18 protein-coding genes are annotated in these 21,228 nt (G+C 35.5%); 9 read left to right on the forward strand and 9 right to left on the reverse strand.

Annotated features, from left to right (window positions below; all coding sequences use genetic code 11):
• The first annotated feature begins 72 nt into the window (after positions 1-72).
• The 6 genes from ACULLH_RS03140 (at position 73) to ACULLH_RS03165 (ending at position 8,629) form a co-directional block, all read left to right on the forward strand.
• Entirely contained in the window at positions 73-2,787 is a 2,715-nt protein-coding gene (locus ACULLH_RS03140; RefSeq protein WP_454087272.1) for a TIR domain-containing protein, read from the forward strand.
• 175 nt (positions 2,788-2,962) lie between these two features.
• Positions 2,963-3,484 carry a hypothetical protein gene (locus ACULLH_RS03145; RefSeq protein ID WP_454087273.1) on the forward strand — a complete coding sequence of 174 codons (522 nt, stop codon included), beginning with the start codon at positions 2,963-2,965 and terminating at the stop codon, positions 3,482-3,484.
• A gap of 5 nt (positions 3,485-3,489) precedes the next feature.
• Positions 3,490-6,186 (forward strand): ORC-CDC6 family AAA ATPase, encoded by a 2,697-nt coding sequence (locus ACULLH_RS03150; RefSeq protein WP_454087274.1) that lies wholly within the window; start codon positions 3,490-3,492, stop codon positions 6,184-6,186.
• Positions 6,176-7,225, forward strand: coding sequence for a hypothetical protein (locus ACULLH_RS03155; protein WP_454087275.1), 1,050 nt, complete (start codon positions 6,176-6,178; stop codon positions 7,223-7,225). The genes ACULLH_RS03150 and ACULLH_RS03155 overlap by 11 nt, the downstream gene beginning before the upstream one ends.
• Before the next feature lies 1 nt (position 7,226).
• Positions 7,227-8,411, forward strand: coding sequence for a DNA cytosine methyltransferase (locus ACULLH_RS03160; protein ID WP_454087276.1), 1,185 nt, complete (start codon positions 7,227-7,229; stop codon positions 8,409-8,411).
• Positions 8,412-8,461: 50 nt separating this feature from the next.
• On the forward strand, positions 8,462-8,629 hold the full coding sequence (locus ACULLH_RS03165; RefSeq protein ID WP_454087277.1) for a hypothetical protein: 168 nt from the start codon (positions 8,462-8,464) through the stop codon (positions 8,627-8,629).
• A 9-nt stretch (positions 8,630-8,638) separates the two neighbouring features.
• Here ACULLH_RS03165 and ACULLH_RS03170 read toward each other — a convergent pair whose 3' ends face one another.
• A complete protein-coding gene (locus ACULLH_RS03170; protein ID WP_454087278.1) occupies positions 8,639-9,847 on the reverse strand; it encodes a site-specific integrase in 1,209 nt (402 codons plus the stop codon).
• 164 nt (positions 9,848-10,011) lie between these two features.
• On the opposite strand from ACULLH_RS03170, the gene ACULLH_RS03175 reads away from it, so the two are divergent.
• The 3 genes from ACULLH_RS03175 (at position 10,012) to ACULLH_RS03185 (ending at position 12,775) form a co-directional block, all read left to right on the forward strand.
• The gene (locus tag ACULLH_RS03175) at positions 10,012-10,224 is read left to right on the forward strand and encodes a hypothetical protein (RefSeq protein ID WP_454087279.1); all 213 of its coding nucleotides are present in this window, start codon (positions 10,012-10,014) and stop codon (positions 10,222-10,224) included.
• Between the two features lie 1,291 nt (positions 10,225-11,515).
• Complete coding sequence (locus ACULLH_RS03180; RefSeq protein ID WP_454087280.1) at positions 11,516-12,499, forward strand: fatty acid desaturase family protein; 984 nt, start codon at positions 11,516-11,518, stop codon at positions 12,497-12,499.
• Between the two features lie 81 nt (positions 12,500-12,580).
• Entirely contained in the window at positions 12,581-12,775 is a 195-nt protein-coding gene (locus ACULLH_RS03185) for a cold-shock protein (RefSeq protein WP_454087946.1), read from the forward strand.
• Positions 12,776-13,545: 770 nt separating this feature from the next.
• Here ACULLH_RS03185 and ACULLH_RS03190 read toward each other — a convergent pair.
• The 8 genes from ACULLH_RS03190 to ACULLH_RS03225 all read right to left on the reverse strand — a co-directional run bounded on the left by ACULLH_RS03190 (position 13,546) and on the right by ACULLH_RS03225 (position 21,228).
• Positions 13,546-13,794 carry a hypothetical protein gene (locus ACULLH_RS03190; RefSeq protein ID WP_454087281.1) on the reverse strand — a complete coding sequence of 83 codons (249 nt, stop codon included), beginning with the start codon at positions 13,792-13,794 and terminating at the stop codon, positions 13,546-13,548.
• A 1-nt stretch (position 13,795) separates the two neighbouring features.
• Positions 13,796-14,644 carry a prohibitin family protein gene (locus ACULLH_RS03195; RefSeq protein ID WP_454087282.1) on the reverse strand — a complete coding sequence of 283 codons (849 nt, stop codon included), beginning with the start codon at positions 14,642-14,644 and terminating at the stop codon, positions 13,796-13,798.
• Positions 14,645-15,377: 733 nt separating this feature from the next.
• Positions 15,378-16,046, reverse strand: coding sequence for a M15 family metallopeptidase (locus ACULLH_RS03200; RefSeq protein WP_454087283.1), 669 nt, complete (start codon positions 16,044-16,046; stop codon positions 15,378-15,380).
• Entirely contained in the window at positions 16,030-17,115 is a 1,086-nt protein-coding gene (locus ACULLH_RS03205; protein WP_454087284.1) for an alanine/ornithine racemase family PLP-dependent enzyme, read from the reverse strand. The genes ACULLH_RS03200 and ACULLH_RS03205 overlap by 17 nt, the downstream gene beginning before the upstream one ends.
• Positions 17,112-18,191: a DUF1611 domain-containing protein gene (locus ACULLH_RS03210; protein ID WP_454087285.1), complete on the reverse strand. Its 1,080-nt coding sequence runs from the start codon at positions 18,189-18,191 to the stop codon at positions 17,112-17,114. The genes ACULLH_RS03205 and ACULLH_RS03210 overlap by 4 nt, the downstream gene beginning before the upstream one ends.
• A gap of 248 nt (positions 18,192-18,439) precedes the next feature.
• Entirely contained in the window at positions 18,440-18,772 is a 333-nt protein-coding gene (locus tag ACULLH_RS03215; protein ID WP_454087286.1) for a cupin domain-containing protein, read from the reverse strand.
• Between the two features lie 722 nt (positions 18,773-19,494).
• The gene (locus ACULLH_RS03220) at positions 19,495-20,055 is read right to left on the reverse strand and encodes a helix-turn-helix domain-containing protein (protein WP_454087287.1); all 561 of its coding nucleotides are present in this window, start codon (positions 20,053-20,055) and stop codon (positions 19,495-19,497) included.
• 306 nt (positions 20,056-20,361) lie between these two features.
• Positions 20,362-21,228 (reverse strand): sigma-70 family RNA polymerase sigma factor, encoded by an 867-nt coding sequence (locus tag ACULLH_RS03225; protein ID WP_454087288.1) that lies wholly within the window; start codon positions 21,226-21,228, stop codon positions 20,362-20,364.

The following is a 21,228-nucleotide window of genomic DNA, read 5'->3' on the forward strand; positions in this document are numbered from 1 at the left end:
ACATGGTAAAATCTAGGTACTGAAAAAAGGAATAGATTCTAAACAATAAATATTTACTATTAAATATTAAAATTGGGGAAAAACATATTTAAATATGTTACAAAATTATCACTGTACAAGTGGATATTCGGACATGATATCTTTATTTCATATTCACGAAAGGATGGTTTAGACTATTCATACAATATTTCTAAATACTTTATTGACAAAGGCTATGAATGTTATCTAGATCAATTGGAAAGTACTACTCCCGGAAAAAAGCTTCCATTGAAAATTCGAAATTCTGTTAAGATGAGTAATTCCATGGTAATTATTGGAAGTAATGGAGCGGGATTATCGGAATCAGTGGCACAGGAAATAGCATTTTTTTTAAATCATAATAAGAACAAACCACTAATTCCAATTTCATTTGATGGAAGTATAGAAAAAGTAAAATGGTTCAACCTAATCGAGGGTTTGCCGATGTGTCCTGAAGACTTTAAAAATTTAGAACTCGGCCAACCTTCTATAAAGGTGCTAGAAAGAATTGAGAAGTCATTAGATTTCACTAAAAAATCAAAGAGAATAAGAAGAATTTCAATATTCGTTTTTATTCTATCCCTAATTCTAATGGGCCTTTCCTCTTATTTTTCATTCAAAATTAAAGCCACGCAGGATGAAATGGAGACTGCAAATAAAGAATTAAATAATGCTAAAACTGAACTTAGCGGTTCACGTCAGGAATTAGAAACGAAGGCTGTAGAACTCTCCAAAACAGAAGACTCGTTGAAAGCGGCAAGTGTAAATCTTCAAATCGCACAATCGGATTTGCATAGCGCACAAACTAATTTGGCAAAAGTTAATGATGAATTAGTTACTAGACAATATGAGCTAAGTACTGTGCGCGCATTTGAAGTTTTTAGACAAGGCAATGAAAGTTTACAAGCCAAGATGGTAGATGACGCAGAGATTTTGTTTGATCGCGCGATTCGTGAACTTAAAGAGTTAAAACTGGATCCACTTATTGTACTTCATGCTCAAATGAGAAGAGATTTTAGCCAAATTGATGCATCGCCAATAATACCTATAAACGGCGCTGCTTCCTTCATCAAGATATCTAAAAATAAGGAACAGGTATTAGTTGTTTATGATTATCAAAGTCCTGGAGGAGATCCAGACATAGAAACTATTTTGGATTGGTCCGCATTTGAGGTATACGATATTGCTACCAGCGACAAATTGATAAGCAAAAACATTGGATCAGATATAGGGTCTTATATATATTCCATGTCTAAATATGATGTTTTTGAGTTTGAGGAAACTGGACATATCATTTTTAAAGGAGGAGATAATAATGAGCGATATTCACTAATGGATGGTTCCACAGAAATCATTAGAAAGCGAGAGATTGAAGAGATGATTTTGGACCCAACCCCATCGTCGCGTATGGCCATTCGCAAAGGGCTGTTTGAATTACAAACTTCAGATGAAAATTTGTACGAATTCCATCCTGATGACGGCATTGATGAATACTCGCGACGACTAGTAGACAATGTAGTTATTAAATCTCCAGATGGTCGTACTGCAATTGCCGGAACATATGAAGGACGAATATTCCTATTTGACCTAAACACCGGACTTTCGTTAGGAGAAATGCAGGTTGAGCCTGTATTTGATATTGAATACACTGTCGATTCTAAATTTATTCTTTTAGCGGATGAGCAATCTATTTGGCAAATTGATGCGGAGGAGAAGGAATCGGCACAAAATATGTATTTAGAATTGTATCAGCACAAGGACTTCTGGAAAAGAGAAAAAGTTGTGGAAACGGCAATTTCCCCGAATGGTAAAATAGTTGCCGTTGCTACTACACATAGATTAATGATATATGATATTAATTCAACCATTTGGAAAGAATGGACACTACCAGAACCCATTGAGGGTATTGCTGATCTTAATGTAAGCCATAATTTAAAGGAACTCATTGCAATCACTAAAAAAGGAAAAATTTTTCGCGTTAAGTATGCCTTGGACGTGTCTATTGAAACTCTAAAAACAAATAGCAAATGTGAGGTTGTAGGTTGGATAGCAACTGACCACTCAACAGCCTGGATGACTTGTAAAGAGGTTAGAGATAGTATTGGAAAAATTTCTAAGGTAGACTTGACTATAAATAAAGAAGCTTCAAAACAAATTGAGGTGCCATTTGCAAATTTTTCGGATATAGACTCATATTTTTCTAATATTGAAATTCATGGATTGGCGACTTCTAAGAATAGATTGATTTTGATATATGGTGAACCTGAATCCTACTCGGATAGCGAAATCATCCCAGAACAGTTATTAGTTATTCCTTTAAATGACCCAAATCATGCGATAAATAAAACACTTTTCGAAGGTGAATTTATTAACTCTCCCGTAGACCCTTTTTGGACAGTAACTCAAATTGATAAAATTCAATTTGTAGGTAATGAAAACAATATGGTAGTACTGACAGGATTGGACGGATCATACGTGGTTAATTTCAATGGATATGTGGAAGGCATAGAAGGAAAATTAGGTGCACGACAGATTAATTTTGGTTCAACAGATGCTTATAACATTGCAGTCGATTTCGACAGTGAAAGCGATACACTTACTTTATCAATAAATCATTTACAAAGAGATGTCAGCTTTAATGATGTATTACCATGGAAATTTAAATCTGATCCAGAATACGCCTCCTTTAGTAAGGATGGGCGAAAGATAATTATTGGCAATCAAATTGGTGATTTTTTAATAATAGATGTTTCAAAATATGAGAAATAAGGATTTGTCTTGTTTTGTTAGAAAAACTAATCAAAGAAGTTGAAGGATATCACATCACTGATATATTTCAGAAAACGATTAAAAAGTATAAACGATTTAGAATTTAAAATATGGTGTTTGAACTGTGTTCAATATGAATTAGTAAATGCAGGATCAAATCCAAGTCACATTACATATGAAATCAGTTAAAGAACTTGTTTCTGATGGTCTTAAGGACACAAAAATTACAATTTTAGTGTTCGGCCCACAGATAGTTGAATTATCTAGCGATGAAAAAACAAGAAAACTTCAAGATAAAAGAGTGCAAATTAGAAAAGAGCTTGAAAGCCTTGGACACTTTGTAAGGTATGCAGAAGACGTTACTGATAACAGTCTTCCTGAACCTTTCAATAATATGCTGATGCAAGAAATATTGATTATGAATCAATACGAATTAATCATTAACTTGATTGAATCAAATGGAACGGTATCCGAAGCTACGCTTATAGCCCTTAAACCAGAGTTTGCTAAGAAATCAACTCTTTTCATAAACTCTGATTATGAAGATGGGTTCACGGTACAGGCTTGTAGACTAGCAGAGTTTCATGGTGCAGAATTTAACACCTATGAATATCCGAATGATCTGGATGATTGCAATCTTTTGGGATTTATTATGAAGAAAGTTGAAATGGTACAATTTGTAAAAATGGTTTCGTAATAGTTATGTCTTCTTTAGAAATTAAAAATCTTAATGAAAGTATCATGCAAAGTCAAGGACTTTTTGACATTATATCTTCTAAAGATTTTTCAGAACGTCTTAATGAATTATCAGTTAATTGGGAATCATTAAATGTCAATCCTAAGGCAAAAATCTATGGTCCCTTCATAGACAACAATTTCATAAATATTAAAACTAAGGGTTTAACTAATTCTGGGGCCTTATTTATAGGACGTGTTACAATAGACTTTGATATTCTTTTAAATAAAAAAGAGAAAATAGATGGAAAATACACAATAATTGAAAAAATAAACATAGGTAAAAACTCGTGTACGTTCAAAGCGGAGCATAGTTTTCTTGGCCATAGTGTTGTCTTAAAATTTATTCGGCCAGGAGCTTCTGAAAATGTGACAGAGGCATTGAAACTTATCTCTAATAGTGAGAAGATTCCTAATCTAGTTCAACCTATTGACTTTTTTAGAATTGAAATGCGAGATGTTTTTAAAAACCCTGTACCAATAGAATGTGTGGTTTTTCCATTTGTATCTGGGGTCACATTAAGAGAATTTTTACATGATGAGAGAATACCCTTAAATGCATTTGCAATTTCTTCCTTCATAAGACAAGTTGGAGGAGTTTTGGAGTTTTTAGAGAGCTTAAATGCCTATCATGGTGATTTACATGATGAAAATATTATTGTAAAACGAAATCTCGATGTACTTTCCTTTTATGTAATCGATGTTTCATTTGGAGTGAATGGGAGCAAATCGGCTAGAGTTTGCCGTAACGATGATTTGACAAATTTTAGGAGACATGTTTGGTCATTCCTAAGTACTCAACAAAAATACCTGTCGAAAATGTCAGTTAGAAAATATCTTGGAGAAGAGATTTTTTCGATTGTTTCAAAAGTACTTTCTGAGACTGTCACTTCATTCAAAGAAATTATTTCACTTTATTCTTATAATGTGGATTATCAAAATTATTTAAAATCCAAAAAACTTTTTCTAGAAAAGAAGTTCCTACCACCGGGTTCATTCAAATTGCAACGATATGAAGAGATAACAGATCAATCTGTGGCTTTGAGACTATTTCACCCATTTAATGAGTTAATGAATGGGATAAAGGACTTTCGTAATACGCTCATTACAGGAAATAGAGGCTCAGGAAAATCCACACACTTAGCGGCTATTGCTTTTTTTCCAAGGGTGGAAGAACCACAAGTCGACTTCAGAAATACCTTTGGCATTTATTTCCCTTGTAGACAAGGGGAATTTAGAGTTTTGTCATCAGATATGATTAACTATGATGACTCGGGATATAACAGAGTAAAACATGTTATAATTATTAAAATTATTAGAAGGACTTTAGAGGCTTTAATAGAAGGAATTGAAAGCAGGAAAATTAATGAACCTCAGAATTACGATAAACTCAAGAAGTTTTTAGAATTCTTTACTGAGATTATTGCTTTAGAAGAGAACATTGTTTCAGAAATTAGAAACTTGGTTTCCATAATGATTAGAACGGAGATGAAACAATTAGACAACCTGTTCAAGGATATTAATCGTCTTACCGGAATTGAGCTAGCTTCTGAATTACATCTTATTAAATTCTTCCAAATCATTCAAGAATTATTTGGAGAACTATCAGCCACAAAATTTCATCTTTTATTTGATGACGCAGGAAACCCTAACTTGCCCAAAGAAGCGCAAAGGATTATAAATGATTTTATTATCTCTTCAAACTCTGTCTTTTGCATTCAATTATCGACAGAAAAGTATTCCTATGAGTTAATTACAACTAAACTAAAACATTTAGAAAATGGGCAAGATTTCATAGAATATGATCTGAGCAGCATGTTTTATACAGGTTCCAAAACTTATGGTTTAAAACCTCAAAAATTGGATGGGTATTTTGAAGAAATAGTGCGCAAACGATTAAAGTATTTTAATTATCGGAGTGAAGATATAAATGAATACTTGGGCGAAGAAAATATGACTTTGGAAGTTTTAGTAGATTATTTGGCAAAAGGAAGGAAAAATGCCTATTATTCAGGTTGGTCAATGATCTGGAAGATTGCAAATGGAAATCCAAGAAATTTACTAGAATTGATTTCGGAGATTTTTGCAAACGGCGAAATTAATAATGAATCGGCGCCTTCAAAAATCTCAACTCGTAATCAAGATAGAGGTATAAGGTCTGTTTCAGAAAAACGATTGCGATCATTGGCACAAATATCTGGAGTGTTCGAATCAAATGGCACAAAGATAAGCCTAGGTAGAAGAATTTTTGATATTACAACTATAATAGGCTCCGTCTACAGGATTTATTTAAGAGCAGAGAATCATAAATACCGAAAAGATCAATATTTGGCCATTGAACGAAATGAGACATCTGAATTGACTGAAGTTTCCAACTCTATCTTAAAAGAACTAATCAGATATGGTGTTTTTGATGAAACACGGTTTGATATTGCAAGAGACGATAGGGTAAAAAAACCAATATATATTCTCAATAGGATTTTCTGTCCAGCTTTTGGAATAGGATATAGAAGAGATCAACATTTAAGGCTTTCAAGGCAAAAGTTTGAGGAACTTTTACTAAACCCTAAAATCTTTCTAAGAGATGGAACCCGAAAATTGAGGTCAACTGAGTTATCTGAATATAAATCAGAAAATAATTTGTTCACTAAATATGACGAATAACAATAAAGAACCCGAAGAGTTTAAATATTCTCATGAAGACTTAGATTGTGACTTATTGGTAGTTGCAGCTGGTTTTGAGGATCGAGCTTTTCGTTTTATATCAGAAATAAGAGTGAGGAAAGACGCTTATTGCCTATTAATTGGATACAGAAATGGTATTGAAAATAATTCTGAAATACATAAAAAATATAAAGCTAGAATAGAAAAATTATTTCAAAAGAGTAATGTCCTAAATGTTCAAATTGCGGAAAATGGATTACAAAAAGTTGAAAAGGATTTAACTAGGAAATTGTATTCCTTACCGACAAGAATAAACAACATATGGATAGACATATCGGGGTTGCCAACTTACGGTATTTGTGCCGCCTTGAATGCCTTAAGAACATTTTATCCAAATAACTTTTTGAACGTTATTTATACGGAAGCTAAATCATATCACCCTGAAAAAAAGGAATACGATAGACTTTTAAAGGAAAGCAATGGAAATATTGAGTTCTTACCAAAATCAATGGCATTGGAGATGTCCGAAGTCTTAATGCTCGAATCATTTTCAGGGCATAGGTCTGAAGAAGGTCGATCCTGTTTGGCAATATTTTGTGGTTACGAAGTACACAGATCAGCTGGTGTCATTGAAAGTATTAACCCATCTTTACTATTATTGCTTCATGGAAAACCGGGTAATAACAGTCTGACATGGAGACTTGATTTAGCAAAGCAGCTTCACAACAAGTTCGAAGGAACTAGAAAGTCAGCAATAGAAGAAGTCTCAACGCTTAATCCTTTTGAAAGTGTGAAAATTCTAAAAGAGTATTATCAGTATCTTTTTGAAGACTATGATTTTACCATTTCCCCAGTTTGCTCTAAAATGCAGGTAGTTGGGATGTTTCTTTTTTGGGAAGAATACCGAGAAGTGCAACTTGTATTTCCCTTGCCTATTGGGTATTCGATTGAACATCAACCAGTAGGTTTTGGAAAATCTTATGTAACAATTTTGAAACCTCGCAATACACTTTATCACGAAACAAAAAATTTGGTTTAGAATGCCTAAAGAGGACTTAAACTACATCGAGATATTTGCTGGGGTAGGGGGATTAGGCCTCGGGGTGTCTAAAGCTGGATTCAAACAGGAAGTCGCTATTGAAAAAGACAAAGCTTGTTATGAAACTTTTCTATTCAATAAAGAAAACAACTTCAAAGAGTTTAAAAATTGGGATTATCTAAACGAAAAAGTAGAAAATGTTGATTTAAGGCCATTTGAAAACAAAGTTGCTTTGTTAATTGCAGGTCCACCATGCCAACCATTTTCAAGTGGAGGAAAGTATTTAGGAGAAAATGATTCCAGAAATGGTTTTCCAGAATTTGTAAGATCGTTGTATGAAGTTAAACCGAAGTCATTTTTGATTGAAAATGTAAGGGGTTTAACTAGCAAAAGGTTTCAAAACTATTTTGAGTACTTAAAGTTGCAACTTTCATATCCAGGTTATACGAAAGATGTAAATGAAAATTGGGTTAACCATTTTGAAAGACTTCAAAAACATCATTCATCCGGTATTTATAATGATTTGAAATATAATTTATTAGTTAAAACTATCAATGCCTCTGACTACGGAATACCTCAAAAAAGGGAAAGAGTCTTTATTGTGGGGTTTAGATGTGATTTGGGAGTCGAATGGAGCTTTCCAACTGAAACTCATAGTTTTTACTCACTGATTAAAAGTAAAATAAATGGCGAATATTGGGATAAACATAAAGTGCCAAATAAAGAACATATTCCTAAAGAGTCTTTAAAAGCCCTTTTAAACAAATTCAAAAAAGTTAATGATTTGAAACCTTGGGTTACGTTAAGGGATGCCATTTTTGATTTACCAAAACCTGATTCATCTAATGAGCTTTCAGATATACATAACCATGTCCTAAAAAGGGGAGCAAGGTCATACAAAGGCCACACAGGTAGTCCTCTTGACGAACCTGCAAAAACTTTGAAAGCTGGTTCACATGGGGTGCCAGGAGGTGAAAACATGATTAGATATTATAATCATACGGTCAGATATTTCACAGTAAGGGAAAGCTCTAGATTACAAACTTTTCCAGATAATTATATTTTCAATTGTAGTTGGGGGAAATCAATGCAACAGTTAGGTAATGCTGTGCCAATTGACCTTTCTTATATTTTGGCTACTAGTATAAAGTCTAGTTTAAATAAGGCTCCATTTAACTATGATTAACTGATTTTGATATCCTAAATGTATTAATTTAAAAATAGAAATTAATTTTAATGCGTTTAGAACTAAATAGTTGCAAAATTCAGGAAGTAACTTTCTTAAAGTTCTTGGTTGGTCAAATAAATCCTAAGACCAAACCTCCAGCACAATTTAGGGAAATCTATAATTCCAGTATTGATGTTATCCTTCCGGTTAACTTTGGACAATTTGTTTTGAAGTAATTCTCTTGATTACAAGAGAAGCTCAACCGCATTCTCCAATATCGAATTGTCCAACTCTTTTAGGTAAGCTTGTGTAATTGCCAAATTTTGATGACCCAACGATTCACTTATAATATCCGTGGCCACCCCTTTTTGTTTTAAGCAATTGGCAAAACTGTGTCGTGCAACATAACTGCTGATATTTTTTTTAATGCCACATAATTCTGCCAGTTCTTTTAATTGTTTATTATAAATGCCCAAAACTTTATGCTTTCTGTTGGCTATTTGAACAGGGTCAAGATCTTCTTTTAAAAGGATGGGAAACACATATTTATTCCCTTGACCATATAGCTTATAATAATCTAAAATGTCTTTTACGGGAGGGACGATTTTGACACTGAAGTTTCCTTTGGTCTTTGAGCGAGTGTAATAAATGTAGCCCGAATGGATGTTTTCCCATTCCAATTCCATCATATCCTTAAAATTCATCCCTCTGGCGTAAAAGCTAAAAACGAAATAGTTCTTTGTATCGATTAGATAAGGGTGATTGGTAATGTCGAGGTTTACAATGGACAGGACCTCACTAAAATCCAAGGCTCTTTTGGCAGCTTTTCCTTTTAACTTAGAAAGCTTATAAGCTCTGAAGGGATAGTAACTCTCTTTTGTAATACCTCTTTGAATGGCCATGTTATAAATTGCCCTTATAGCTCTCATCTTAACACCAATTCCACCATCGGTACCGCCTCTAGATCTTAAAAAAACCTCATATTTATTCAAGAAATTCGGGTTAATTTCTTTGAATGTTAGCCTTTGAAATTTATTGAAGATTTTTACAGAAGTTTGAGCATCATAGTTAACCTTGGCATTGCCAATTCGTCCAGCTCGTTTTTGCTCATGAATAATTTCATTCCAAAAGGCAAAAACATCTTGTTTTAACGGATTGTATGTAACTCTATACTTTCGGTCAAAATCATAAATTGAATAATCAGGATTATCAATTTCCAATTCTGTAATGACTTTAAACGCCCTTTGCTTAAATTTCAATAACAACCGATTATTTTGAATATGGTTTTCTTTTCGCTTGTTGAAGCTCCCAGTTGAGACTACCCACTCATCCATTTTAGAACTGAAAGGAGTTTTGTAAAATTTAGATTGACGTTCTTTTGTGACCCGAAGGAAAATAGGATAACTCCCATCAGCCAATTTTTTCTTTCTTAAAACTATTTTTATCGATGCCATATTGATATAAATTTTGAATGTCATTCGATATTTGGGTACAACATGGGTACAACAAATAGGCTATTAAATGTAGAATTTATGTAACCAAAAACAAAGCCAAAATCTGTAAAATATTGATATTGAACACAAAAGAAAATAAATGTAACTTAATGAAAATCAATGTTTTGAGACTGTTAATCAGAGGGTCCTTGGTTCGAGCCCAAGAGGGGGAGCAAAATAAAAAAGAGCTGCACGAAAGTGTGGCTCTTTTTTATTTTACCCTTTTGTTGCGAGAAGTTTATCCCGAGCGCAGTCGAGGTAAGCCCAAGCGATGCACTGAGCTTGCCGAAGTGAGGGGGAGCAGCAATAGTAAGGCCTTAGAGAAATTCATACTCTAGAGCCTTTTTTGTTTGCACGCAATTTGCACGCGGATTGGGAAAAATTTTATTTGGAGTCAAACTTTAACATTTCAGTTTAAAATATTCTAGAATAACTTGCTATTTGTCCCAAATACTTACCCTAAAACTTTGCGCATGGATCCTGTTTTGATTTTATAGTGTTGGGAAAGATAAACGTTAAGTAAAATTGAAATAGGGCGCACCTACCATACCTCTTAACATCTTTATTTTCAATCTAAAAGTGAAACTGTCAAACAGCGCTAAACAATTTGAAATTTAATTTGGGTAAAAAAGTTTCCCAAACGCCATCAAACCGAGGCAAATAATATTTTTTACAGTAAAAAATTTCAATGTTTACTGGGTCTGCCAAGGTTTTTACAGCAAAAACTTTTTTTGATTAAATTTAAAATTCTCATAATTAATTGAAAATCAATTAATTAAAAAACATAACATCGCGTTAGCGTGTTACCCTCTTGCTTTACATTCCTCGTCCTGCTGGCAGGACAAAAAATGTAAACACCAAGTACTTTTCGTATCAACCATGTTTAATCAAAACACCCCAAATTTCATTGATTCTTGTAGTTTAAAGAAAATGAGAATATTGGACATAAAGTATAAAACAGTTTAGCATTAATTAAAATCAAAATACCATAAGTAACTGAATATGGGCATCGAACTGTCCCATATAAGGTGAATTAACGAGACTACTAAAAAAGACCAGAAATGGGACTTGCTAATCAAAAGTTCCTGCCAATAGCAAAAGTGTCTTTAAAAAATGACCCTTTTAGTAGATCAATAAAGAAATATTGATAAAACACATATTCATCCAACTATAGCTTTTGGTTTGTTATCTATATTCTATATCGTAAAACACTGAATATCAGTATTTAACATATAATTGGGCAATATTGGCCAAATTACAGGTATCTTTACCCAGTTAAAATTCGGAAAGCTCCGATTAATCTTGTCTTCGCAGATTCAATATTCTTTTCCAGCTCTCTCTATTTTTCCGCAATAGTGCAAAAAAATTTTAAAGCCTAACATACGTTGGCGCCACGGGTTTGGACATTCACTTGTATTTGAAATGATGCATTCCAATTGTGGCTAAACCTTGTTCAGGCTTCCATAATCCTTAAACCAAGTTTGTGGATTAGGATCTAAAACGAAAATCAACAGTATCAAAAATCCAAAATTCTCAGAAAATACAAACTCTACTTTTTCAAAAACACTGAGAAGCAGGGTCAACCAGTATTTCAAAGCGAACAATATCAGCAAACATGCCAACAAGAGTATGATCGGTAAAACCATTCTAATGCTGGCCGTGTTCTTCGCTCCCCTAATTCTAATAAATATTGGGGTAGTTGGATCTCCATGGCTACTTTTTGCTTTATATATAACCAGTGGAATTGGAATGGCCGGAATCGGTATGGGTATTATGCACGATGCCATTCATGGTTCGTATTCCAAAAATCAAAAAGTGAATAAATATCTAGGTTACACCATGAACCTAATAGGTGCAAATGCGACGGTATGGAAAATTCAACATAACGTATTGCATCATACCTATACAAATATAGATGGAGCAGATGATGATATAAACGCACCTTTTTTCCTTCGTTTTTCACCGCATGCAAAAAAAAATGGACTTCATAGGTTTCAATACCTATATGTATGGTTCTTTTATGGACTGTCCACAGTTTCTTGGGTAACCGCCAAAGACTTTATAAGACTCGGACGCTATAGAAAAATGGGATTCTTGAATAAAAAGAATGAGTTCAGAAACGAACTTGTAAAAATCATAGGCTGGAAGTTATTATATTACTCCTATGCCTTGATCATACCTTTGTTCATGGTGCCATTGCCCCCATGGATAATTATCTTGGGTTTCCTTTGCATGCACTTTGTTACAGGACTTCTGATAAGCATTATATTCCAGGTGGCACACATTATGCCCAGTACAGAATTTCCACTACCAGATGATGATGGAGTAATCGAAGGCGATTGGTTTGCACATCAATTGGCCACTACTACCAATTTTGCACCCAAAAGCAAATTATTTTCCTGGTTGATAGGGGGGTTGAACTATCAAATAGAACATCACCTGTTGCCCAATATCTGTCACGTACACTATAAAAAACTATCAAATATCGTTGCTGAAACAGCTAGGGAACATGGGATGCCCTATAATACAAAAAGAACATTTGCTGGTGCCATTTTGGACCACATTGGTGTTTTGCGCAAGTTGGGGAAAATGCAGTCCGTTTCCATAAAATAAGGACGCAATATTTAAAACAAGAAAACAATGAATATTATAAAACAAATATTGAATAAAATAATAAACAATAAATATAAAGTAATGAAAGAAGGAACGGTAAAATTTTTTAATAGTGCAAAAGGGTTTGGTTTTATTAAACCTGCGGATTCCGATGAAGATGTCTTTGTGCACCAGAGTGGCCTAATCGATGAAATTCGCGAGGACGACAATGTGAAATTTGAAGTGGAAAAAGGCCAAAAGGGAATGAACGCGGTCAATGTTGAATTGGTCAAATAAATCTCTTATTTCCGTATCAGTTAAATGCCATCTTTTAAGATGGCATTTTACATCTTGTTTGTTATCATCTTTGACAGTGCCCAAATCAAACTTCTTTTGTTAAAGACAAGTAGTCCAAAATAGACCAGGTATCTTAAAGACAGAAAGTTACTTGAACTTAAATCTCAACAATTGAACTTTCGAATCAAGGCATAAAAATTACTATGCGAACGCTATTTTTTATATTTCTAACCATATTGGTCATCTTCCCTTCCCAAGGAACAAGTCAAATAAAAAAGGTAGAAGGGATTTTTCTTGGGTGCACGGAGGATGGATATTCATTTTGTTGTAAAACGGAACTGTGTAGGGAAAAAATCGTTGTCTTCGATGAGATTCTGATGGTTATACTTGAAAAATACCCGCTACATTAGGATAAACACATTGGGGAAAATTTCATCATCTCGTTTATCGAGAATAATCGAGTTTGGGAAGATGGTAGCGAGGAAACATCAACGGCAATACGCCTGCAAGGACTTTTGCCAGGCCAGCACCTAAAAAGGTAAAAGTTTAAAAATTACGGCATCTACTCTGAGATTCAGTACTTATCAGAGATCAATGCCCTGCTTTTTTACCAAATATTCCAAAATTGACAAATCTTTCAATCTTACCGACGAATCAGAAGAAAAAGATCTTCCGGTTTTAAACAACAAGTGTTTTGGAGCAAATGCCTAAAACTTGTGGTCCATTTGGGAATATGCTTTGAGAATGACTTTTTTCGTTTCATTGCATCTTTAAAAAAACAAAAAAAGCACTACGGTAATAGAGGCCGAAAGGATAAAAGTGGTTGAACTAAAAGTACCCGCCAACCAATTATGTGCCAATTTGCCCAAAAGATTCATGGGAGGGTCGGCATAGTAATTGTATTGATGTTTTTCAATCATTCGATATCTGTAGAGCCCTCGGATAGCGCCCAATATCAAGTGAACGAAGAATAATACGACAATTATGGATTCTGTATTTAAATTCCAGGATATTCCCACATTATTTGTTCTTAGAAGCATCTCCCACGCCAATAAAAGGTATCGCGCCCGCACCGGTTACCTCCGGTAGGATGCCGTTACATTTTTCTATGGCCTTCAGGTTCGCTTCTATTTTCCTGAGTTCGATAAGGTCGGGTGAAATATTCATTTTTTGTAACCGTAGCGCCTCTGCTTCCGCTGTTGCGGCAGCGATGGTTTGTTCCGCTTCTACCTTTATCCTGTCCAGGTCCCTTTTTGCCTTCAAGGCGTTTTGTTCTGCAGTTTGTTTTGCCTCAATAGCATCGGTAAAGGTTTGGGAAAAGCTAAATGAGATAATCGAAAAAGCATCGACCGATATATTCGATGAGAGCAATCGCGAAGTAAGGGCTTCTTGCATTTCGGTGCTGACAGCTGGCCTTTTGGTAATCAATTCTTCAGCGGTATATCTGGCAGACACCGCTTTCATTACCTCTTGAATCGCAGGGTCAATGATACGTTCCTTGAATTCCACACCAATGGTCTGATAAACCAAATTTGCTTTATCGGGTATGATGTGATAATTAAGGGCCACGGATAAATCCACATCTTGCAAGTCAGAAGATGAAGAAGCGGCATCGGTCATCGCCTTTTGAATTTTTACGTCCATTAAGATGACGGTTTGCACTATTGGTATTTTGAAGTGGATTCCTTCATTCAACACGTTGTCCTGTACAGCACCAAAATTTTGGACGACCCCTCGCTCACCTGCACCGATTTGAACCCATGGTTTAAATGCAAACAGTAATACCACCAATGTGGTAATAATGATTAGATTTCTTCCTCGCCCTTTTTTCAATATGCTTTTCAGCTCACCAATAGGATCATTATCCATAGTAATTCGGTTTAATCATAAAGATAGGATTTCCAATGCCTGAGCATGTTATACTAATTCAAGCCAATCTTACATAAATCACATATCACCAGGCAGGGATAAGATGCCTTTGGCCTAGGTTATGTTAATTTTAAAGTTTATAGCTACGAAAAAAAGTGATTCTAGGAAAAGGAAAGTATGGGAACTATAGTCTCCAGCGAAAGACTATTCTTAATCTAAAGTGTGCATTAAGCTTCTCCCAGACGTTTTAAGAGTGTATAACAGCAATATAGGATTTGTTGGCTTTTAAAGGATGCCGCCAGTAGGTGAGCTGAGTCAAAATCTAGATGTCCGAATAGCTCGTATCACCCATTCTATCTGTCTTAGCGTCGTGTTAAACTTACCATATTGATGTAACACTTAGACTATCTTTGCGTCTTATAAGATGTGTAGATAAAGGTGTGTATTACACCTATCACAAGCAAGTAAAAGAGAAGGAATTATGAAGCAGACAAAGATAGTATCTCCCGAAAACAATCTAAGCATTGTTAAGCCCATGACCCGTCATGAGAGCTGGAAAAATCGCCGAAAACATACCGCACCCATGCTAATGCGGTTTTCTTAAGAATCATGAATGTTAAAGAGGGCGAAAGCCCTCTTTTTTGTTTCATGGTATATGTTAATTGTTATCTACCAAGCGTCTTTTGACTCTAACAGGGAAATTAAACCCATACTTTTCATTCAGTTCACACATCTAAGTTACAGAACCATAAATGGCATACTCCTTTTCTTTTTCAATGGCCCAAACCACATTGCCGTAATCAAAATGCCAATATTCCTTCAGATTACATACAAAATCTTCGTTTTCAAATAGACCAATCAACAAGGCCCTATTTTTTTTCGCTTTAGCACTAATATCCGGATGGTAGGGATAACATTTTTTTGAAAGGTCGATTTCCAAACCATTGTTAGTTCCAAAATCCATCACACCGCCTTCAAGTTTATCATAGATCAAAGCATCTACTGCTCCACCTGTAGCATGCATGGACTTTGTTGGGGGAGCGATAAAATAGCTTACGGTTTCCTTAATTTCTATATCCGATTTTTCGGGATGTTTTTTCTTGTAATAGGCAAATTTGGAATCCCATAAAAGTTTTTGGTGTTCAAAAGATCTCCATGCAGAACGAATGATCAAAACTTTATTTTGCCTATCCAATTGTTTGCTGATCCGGCCTATTTTTGTTAGAATATCTTCCCTGATCAAGTACTTATAATCCTTGGAAATTGAAGGCTCAAAAATCAAATTAAAATTAGTGTCCATCAAACTCACTAGTGGGGAATGATTTTCTCGAATCCAAATGGTGGGGGCTAAAAGTTTATGCTGAAGGTCTTTTGTCTCGACCGCCTTACAGTATGCTTTCACATTCATATTGATTGATCGTATTTTTTGCAATGTAGGGGGTATTAAACACTCTTAACAATGCACTATAATTCAGGTCGAACGCTACGGTATCCCCAACTCTTAATTTTGTTTTGGTATTGTCTATCAACATATGGTCACTGCTAGCACCCAGTACGGTTATTTTTTGTTTTGGAGTGATTCCTGAAACCATGACATCTTGCATTCCAATCGCAAGAACCGCCCTATCCATCAAGCCATTATTCTTGAACCTAGGAATATCACCATTCGTATTTTGATATACTTCTCCATAGGGTTGTGATGGTTTTCGTTTTGCTTCGATGACCTCGGTCACTAATGTGAAAATATCGGTAAAAAGTCCCTGTATAGGTTTTCTACAAAGTGCTTCTCTTCCTAAAAAAATAGATTCCCCCAATCGTAAGCTATTTATTCTGCTCATATTTTTTGAAGACGTAAACCAGTTATAATTCGCTGAGTTTCCACCGGACACTATAGTCAGCGAGATTTTGAATTTTTCTTCCAGCCGGATTGCTATCGAAGACAACTCGTTCATTTTGCCCGCATCGGGGCTTATTCCACCAAAGCATGCCAGATTTGTTCCAATACCTATCAAGGCCAGTCCATCCAAGTTCAGTACTTCTTTTACATATGCATTCATATCCGAGGGCATGATTCCTTCTCGCAAGTCCCCAAGTTCCACCATCAGGATAACCTTATGTATCATATGGTTTCTTAAGGCATATTCCGAAAGTTTTTTTAGAACTGCCAATTCAGAATTTAGACTCATATGCGAATGAATCACCACCTCTTCCACTTGGCTGAGCGCAGGTGTTCTGAGTAATAGGTACTGTGCCCGTATACCTGCTTTACGCATTTTTATAATATTTGAAATTCTGGAGTCAGCAAGAATTTCAACACCGTTTTTGACCAATATGTCGGCAATTATTGGATCCCCTCCAATTACTTTGGTGACCCCTATTATGTTAATGCCCTTAGAGCCATAGAGTATTTTCAGCTGTTGTACATTGTGGGCAATCTTTCCTAGATCAATATCTATCCGGGGAAGGTTCAAACTAACACCGACTCTCTTTTTAACTCTGGAAATGTTTTGATCAATTCCTTTACCAATTTATCGCATCCATACATTAGTACATCTGTAACAGGCAGATTAAATTCTGATTCATATTGACCTATTGCATGATGCAATTCAACAGGGGTCATGTTTTCATGGTTAATGGTAATTGCTATGACCGATGATTTGGAGAATATCTCTATCATTTCAATCTCGTCTACCAAGTCCAGCATTGGAATTTTGGGATAGTCACAATAACTTTTTCGTTTTGGAGGATGTTGTATGACAATAGCATCTGGCATTGCCCCACGTAGAATGGCACTTGAAGAGGTAAATGCAGGATGACTTAGAGCTCCCTGGCCTTCAACAACGATGATATCCGGATGTTCTTGTTCGTAGGCATTTAGGATGGCGTTTTCAACTTCCCCGGTGGCAAACCCTGATGTTAACACATCTATGGCCACTCCGTATTTGGATCCTTGTAGTATGCCCGTTTGACCTGTGGTCACAAAGACAGCGTTCAGACCTTCATTCCGTAATGCCTCCACCAATAGTAATGCCGTAGTTCTTTTGCCAACCGCACAATCGGTACCCATTATCGCGATTATCGGAATCTTTACATCTTGGATTCGTCCTGTAAAATTATGGAGATTTTCACGTGCTGGAGGCTTCCGTACGTCTTGTATGGTGACACCATATTTAAGCGCCACATTCGTATATTGGATGTCATCGTTAAAAAATTCTGGAAGCCCATTAATGATGTTCATACCGCTTTTCATGGCGGTAAAAATGATTTCCTTTTGTTCGTTGTTCAAAAATGAATCGAGCGGGGCGATACCATAGATAAAATACTCAGGAATGGTACTCAATTCTTCCAAAGCATGCTCAATATTTTCGAAGATGGGGATTCCATTGCTTACACCATCAAGATGTTCACCCGCATCTTGTCCCTTGTTGGAACTATCTATGATTCCTACAATAGTGTACTTTTCCGATTGCCGAACAAGTCCATTGGCTACTTTACCATCTACACTCCCAAATTCATTCTCGCAATAAACCAATGTATACGCTTTCATATTTCTTTGTCTTAAGTTTTCTGAATTAATGGGATTGCATCGCAAAATCTCAATTCCCTATCAAAATAAACCAGTTCATTTGCCAGAGGATCATTTTGAATGGTACAGTAATAAACCTTGCGTGCGTAAAGACGTACAATAAGGGTAACCGATGGCCTCACTTTGGCACAGACGACATCTCCTATTTTGAATCTATTCTCCATTTTATTCTTTTCTATAAGGTGATTTTTATCTTTAGCATAGATGAGTTATTCATTTTTTATGGTGGCGCAGATCATCTTGAACTTATGATTCGCTTCAATTGAGCTTGTATAGTGTCCTGGTATGAGTATGGAATCTCCCTTATGCAAGAAGGTCGAGTTATCATTGATAACAACTTCAGCTTTACCTTCGATGATATGGATAAATCTCAAAAAGGGAGATTTCTCATATGATTGTACTTTGCCATAATCAAATACCAAGGACTGTATAACACAATTGGTATTGACTTCTATATTTTTTACCACTATGGCATTGGAACTGTATTGCAATACATCAGCCAGATTAAACTTCTCGCATTCTTCAAATTCCCCTCTCTCCATGGTCAAGTCCGCGGTTAATGTTCATCTACTCAGTCCTGTTTTTGGCATCCCGTTTTGCCTTTTTGGCAGCTCTCTTTTCTTTTCGGGTACTTGAGGGCGCTGTTTTTCCCGATTTCTTTTTTCCTTCTTTTTCTTTTGACATGGTAGATATTTTGTATTAGATTTTGATTATTCTAATGAAACGGCCAATAGCAGCACAACCACTAGCAGTATAAACAACAGCGCACATTTTCTCATTGCTTTAATTTTTTGTTGGTCATCAACTGATTGGAAATAGTAATGCAAAAGCAGTAGTTGTGGGAAGCTCTTATTACCACCAACTGGTATATAAGTAAAAAAGAGCAGTATTTTTTGGTTCCTGCTCTTTTTTGAGCTTCCAAATAATTTAAAAGCACATATAAACAAAATCGAATTTTCTTTCTCGTATATGGTGTGGGCTATGTGTTGGCCATTACCCTAACTATTTTTGATTTTGACCAAATTGGGTTTTAGGCTTTTTCCCATTTATTTTCTACAACAGTTTGTGGACTTCTCTTATCAAATACTGGCCTAAAGATTTCCATCAATTTCATGATAATCGTATAAACTGAATTGCTCTTTTCAAATGAGTCCATTTACTCCGTATGTTTTGAATACCACTTGATTAAAATTATAACGGTAAATAAAGATGCGACGGAACAACGGGAACTTTGCTATATAAATATTCGTAAACCTTACATATATCACAGGTTCTCCAAGTTTTGCAATCTTTTTTTTTTCATTTTTTTGAAGAAGGATGGTGTGAGGCCAGTAATCTTCTTAAATTGATTGGACAAATGGGACGGGCTGCTGTAGTGAAGTTTATGCGCAATTTCGGCCAGGTTGAGCTCATTGTATAGCAACAGTTCTTTTACCTTTTCAATTTTATGTTTGATGATATAATGCTGTATGGTGATTCCCTGCACTTCAGAAAATGTATTCGACAAATAGGTGTAGTCGTATCCTAATTTTTCACTTAAATAGCCAGAATAATTGGTTTTTGGAATTTCATCGGTATAATGAATCATTTCTACGATGGCAGTCTTTATCCGCTCAATTAAGATGCTCTTGGTGTCGTCCAACAACTCCAATCCAGATTTGAGAAGGTTATGTCCAAACAGAATTAGTTTATCCTCTGGAACATCTTCCATGATTTCCACCATTCCAAGATCCAATATTGTGTGCTCCAAGTTTAACTTTATTAATTCCTCCCTTACCAGCATCTTGCAGCGTTGACTAACCATGTATTTAATATATAATCTCATATTCCCAGTTTAATCGTCAAGTAAAAATTAAGGTGGACTTAGCTTGTGTACATAAAAAGCGTTGGATTTTTATATTTTAAATCCCCGACAGGTAAAATCTGGTTTTCTACTTTGATTATAGAATTTTGAAGTCCCTTGAAGACGGTGACAATAATAAAAATTGCCTTTTAAAGGTAGTCAATAAATGGTGTTTTGATGTAAGAAGACAAAATCATTTTTTAACCCTTGAATCTCATTTAACAAGATATTTCAGGATTAAAAACGAGGTTCGTTTTTGTTGCTAAGGCAACTATTCAAAAACAGAACCTAGTCCAAGTATTCTTTAAGGAAATCGCACTTGGAGGACTCCCTCAAACGCAACAATGCCCTTGTTTTTATCTGTCTTATCCGTTCCGTAGTAATGCCTAACTGGTAGGCAATTTGGTCCATTCCAATTGCATTGTTGGTTCCAATACCGTAATACTTCTTGATTACGTAGGTCTCACGATCTGAAAGGACATCGAGCAATCCCTCCAATTCTGTCCTTAATGAATTTTCAATAAGACCAGTTTCAGGGCTATTGGAACTGCCGGAACCTAACCTATCGTAGAGTGTTAGGTCGTTACTCTCGGTATTTAATGTTTCATCCATTGACATGGGCCACATGGAATGTTTCATACACAGTTGAACCTCGGCAAGGGAAACATCAATCATTTCCGAGATTTCTTCAGCATATGGGAGTCGTTCATGGGTCTGTTCAAAATTGGAGGAAGCTTTGGTTATCTTGTTGATCACGCTTATCTTGTTCAATGGCAATCTCACCAATCTTGTAGTTTCTGTCAATGCCTGAAGTATCCCTTGGCGTATCCACCAGACGGCATAGGATATGAATTTAAATCCGCGGGTCTCATCGAATCGCTTTGCAGCCCTTACCAGTCCAAGATTTCCTTCGTTTATTAAATCGAGTAATTTCAAACCCCGGCCTTGATATTGCTTGGCCACTGATATAACAAACCTCAAATTGGAATTAACCAATTTTTCAAGGGCCAAATTGTCTCCATTTCTTATTAGAATTGCCAATTTGACTTCTTCATCTTCCGTAATCATGGGGATACGACCAACTTCAACCAGATATCTTTTAAGCGATTCACCTTCCCTATTGGTAACTTGTTTTGCTATTGAAAGTGGCCTCAT

It is taken from the genome of Flagellimonas sp. 2504JD4-2, from assembly GCF_053642935.1.

Coding starts and splice junctions, on each gene's coding strand:
- ACULLH_RS03160 (WP_454087276.1), top strand. CDS start 7,227: ATGCCTAAAGAGGACTTAAACTACATCGAGATATTTGCTGGGGTAGGG.
- ACULLH_RS03155 (WP_454087275.1), top strand. CDS start 6,176: ATGACGAATAACAATAAAGAACCCGAAGAGTTTAAATATTCTCATGAA.
- ACULLH_RS03185 (WP_454087946.1), top strand. CDS start 12,581: ATGAAAGAAGGAACGGTAAAATTTTTTAATAGTGCAAAAGGGTTTGGT.
- ACULLH_RS03180 (WP_454087280.1), top strand. CDS start 11,516: ATGATCGGTAAAACCATTCTAATGCTGGCCGTGTTCTTCGCTCCCCTA.
- ACULLH_RS03210 (WP_454087285.1), bottom strand. CDS start 18,191: ATGAAAGCGTATACATTGGTTTATTGCGAGAATGAATTTGGGAGTGTA.
- ACULLH_RS03220 (WP_454087287.1), bottom strand. CDS start 20,055: ATGAGATTATATATTAAATACATGGTTAGTCAACGCTGCAAGATGCTG.
- ACULLH_RS03215 (WP_454087286.1), bottom strand. CDS start 18,772: ATGGAGAGAGGGGAATTTGAAGAATGCGAGAAGTTTAATCTGGCTGAT.
- ACULLH_RS03145 (WP_454087273.1), top strand. CDS start 2,963: ATGAAATCAGTTAAAGAACTTGTTTCTGATGGTCTTAAGGACACAAAA.
- ACULLH_RS03225 (WP_454087288.1), bottom strand. CDS start 21,228: ATGAGGCCACTTTCAATAGCAAAACAAGTTACCAATAGGGAAGGTGAA.
- ACULLH_RS03195 (WP_454087282.1), bottom strand. CDS start 14,644: ATGGATAATGATCCTATTGGTGAGCTGAAAAGCATATTGAAAAAAGGG.
- ACULLH_RS03170 (WP_454087278.1), bottom strand. CDS start 9,847: ATGGCATCGATAAAAATAGTTTTAAGAAAGAAAAAATTGGCTGATGGG.
- ACULLH_RS03165 (WP_454087277.1), top strand. CDS start 8,462: ATGCGTTTAGAACTAAATAGTTGCAAAATTCAGGAAGTAACTTTCTTA.
- ACULLH_RS03150 (WP_454087274.1), top strand. CDS start 3,490: ATGTCTTCTTTAGAAATTAAAAATCTTAATGAAAGTATCATGCAAAGT.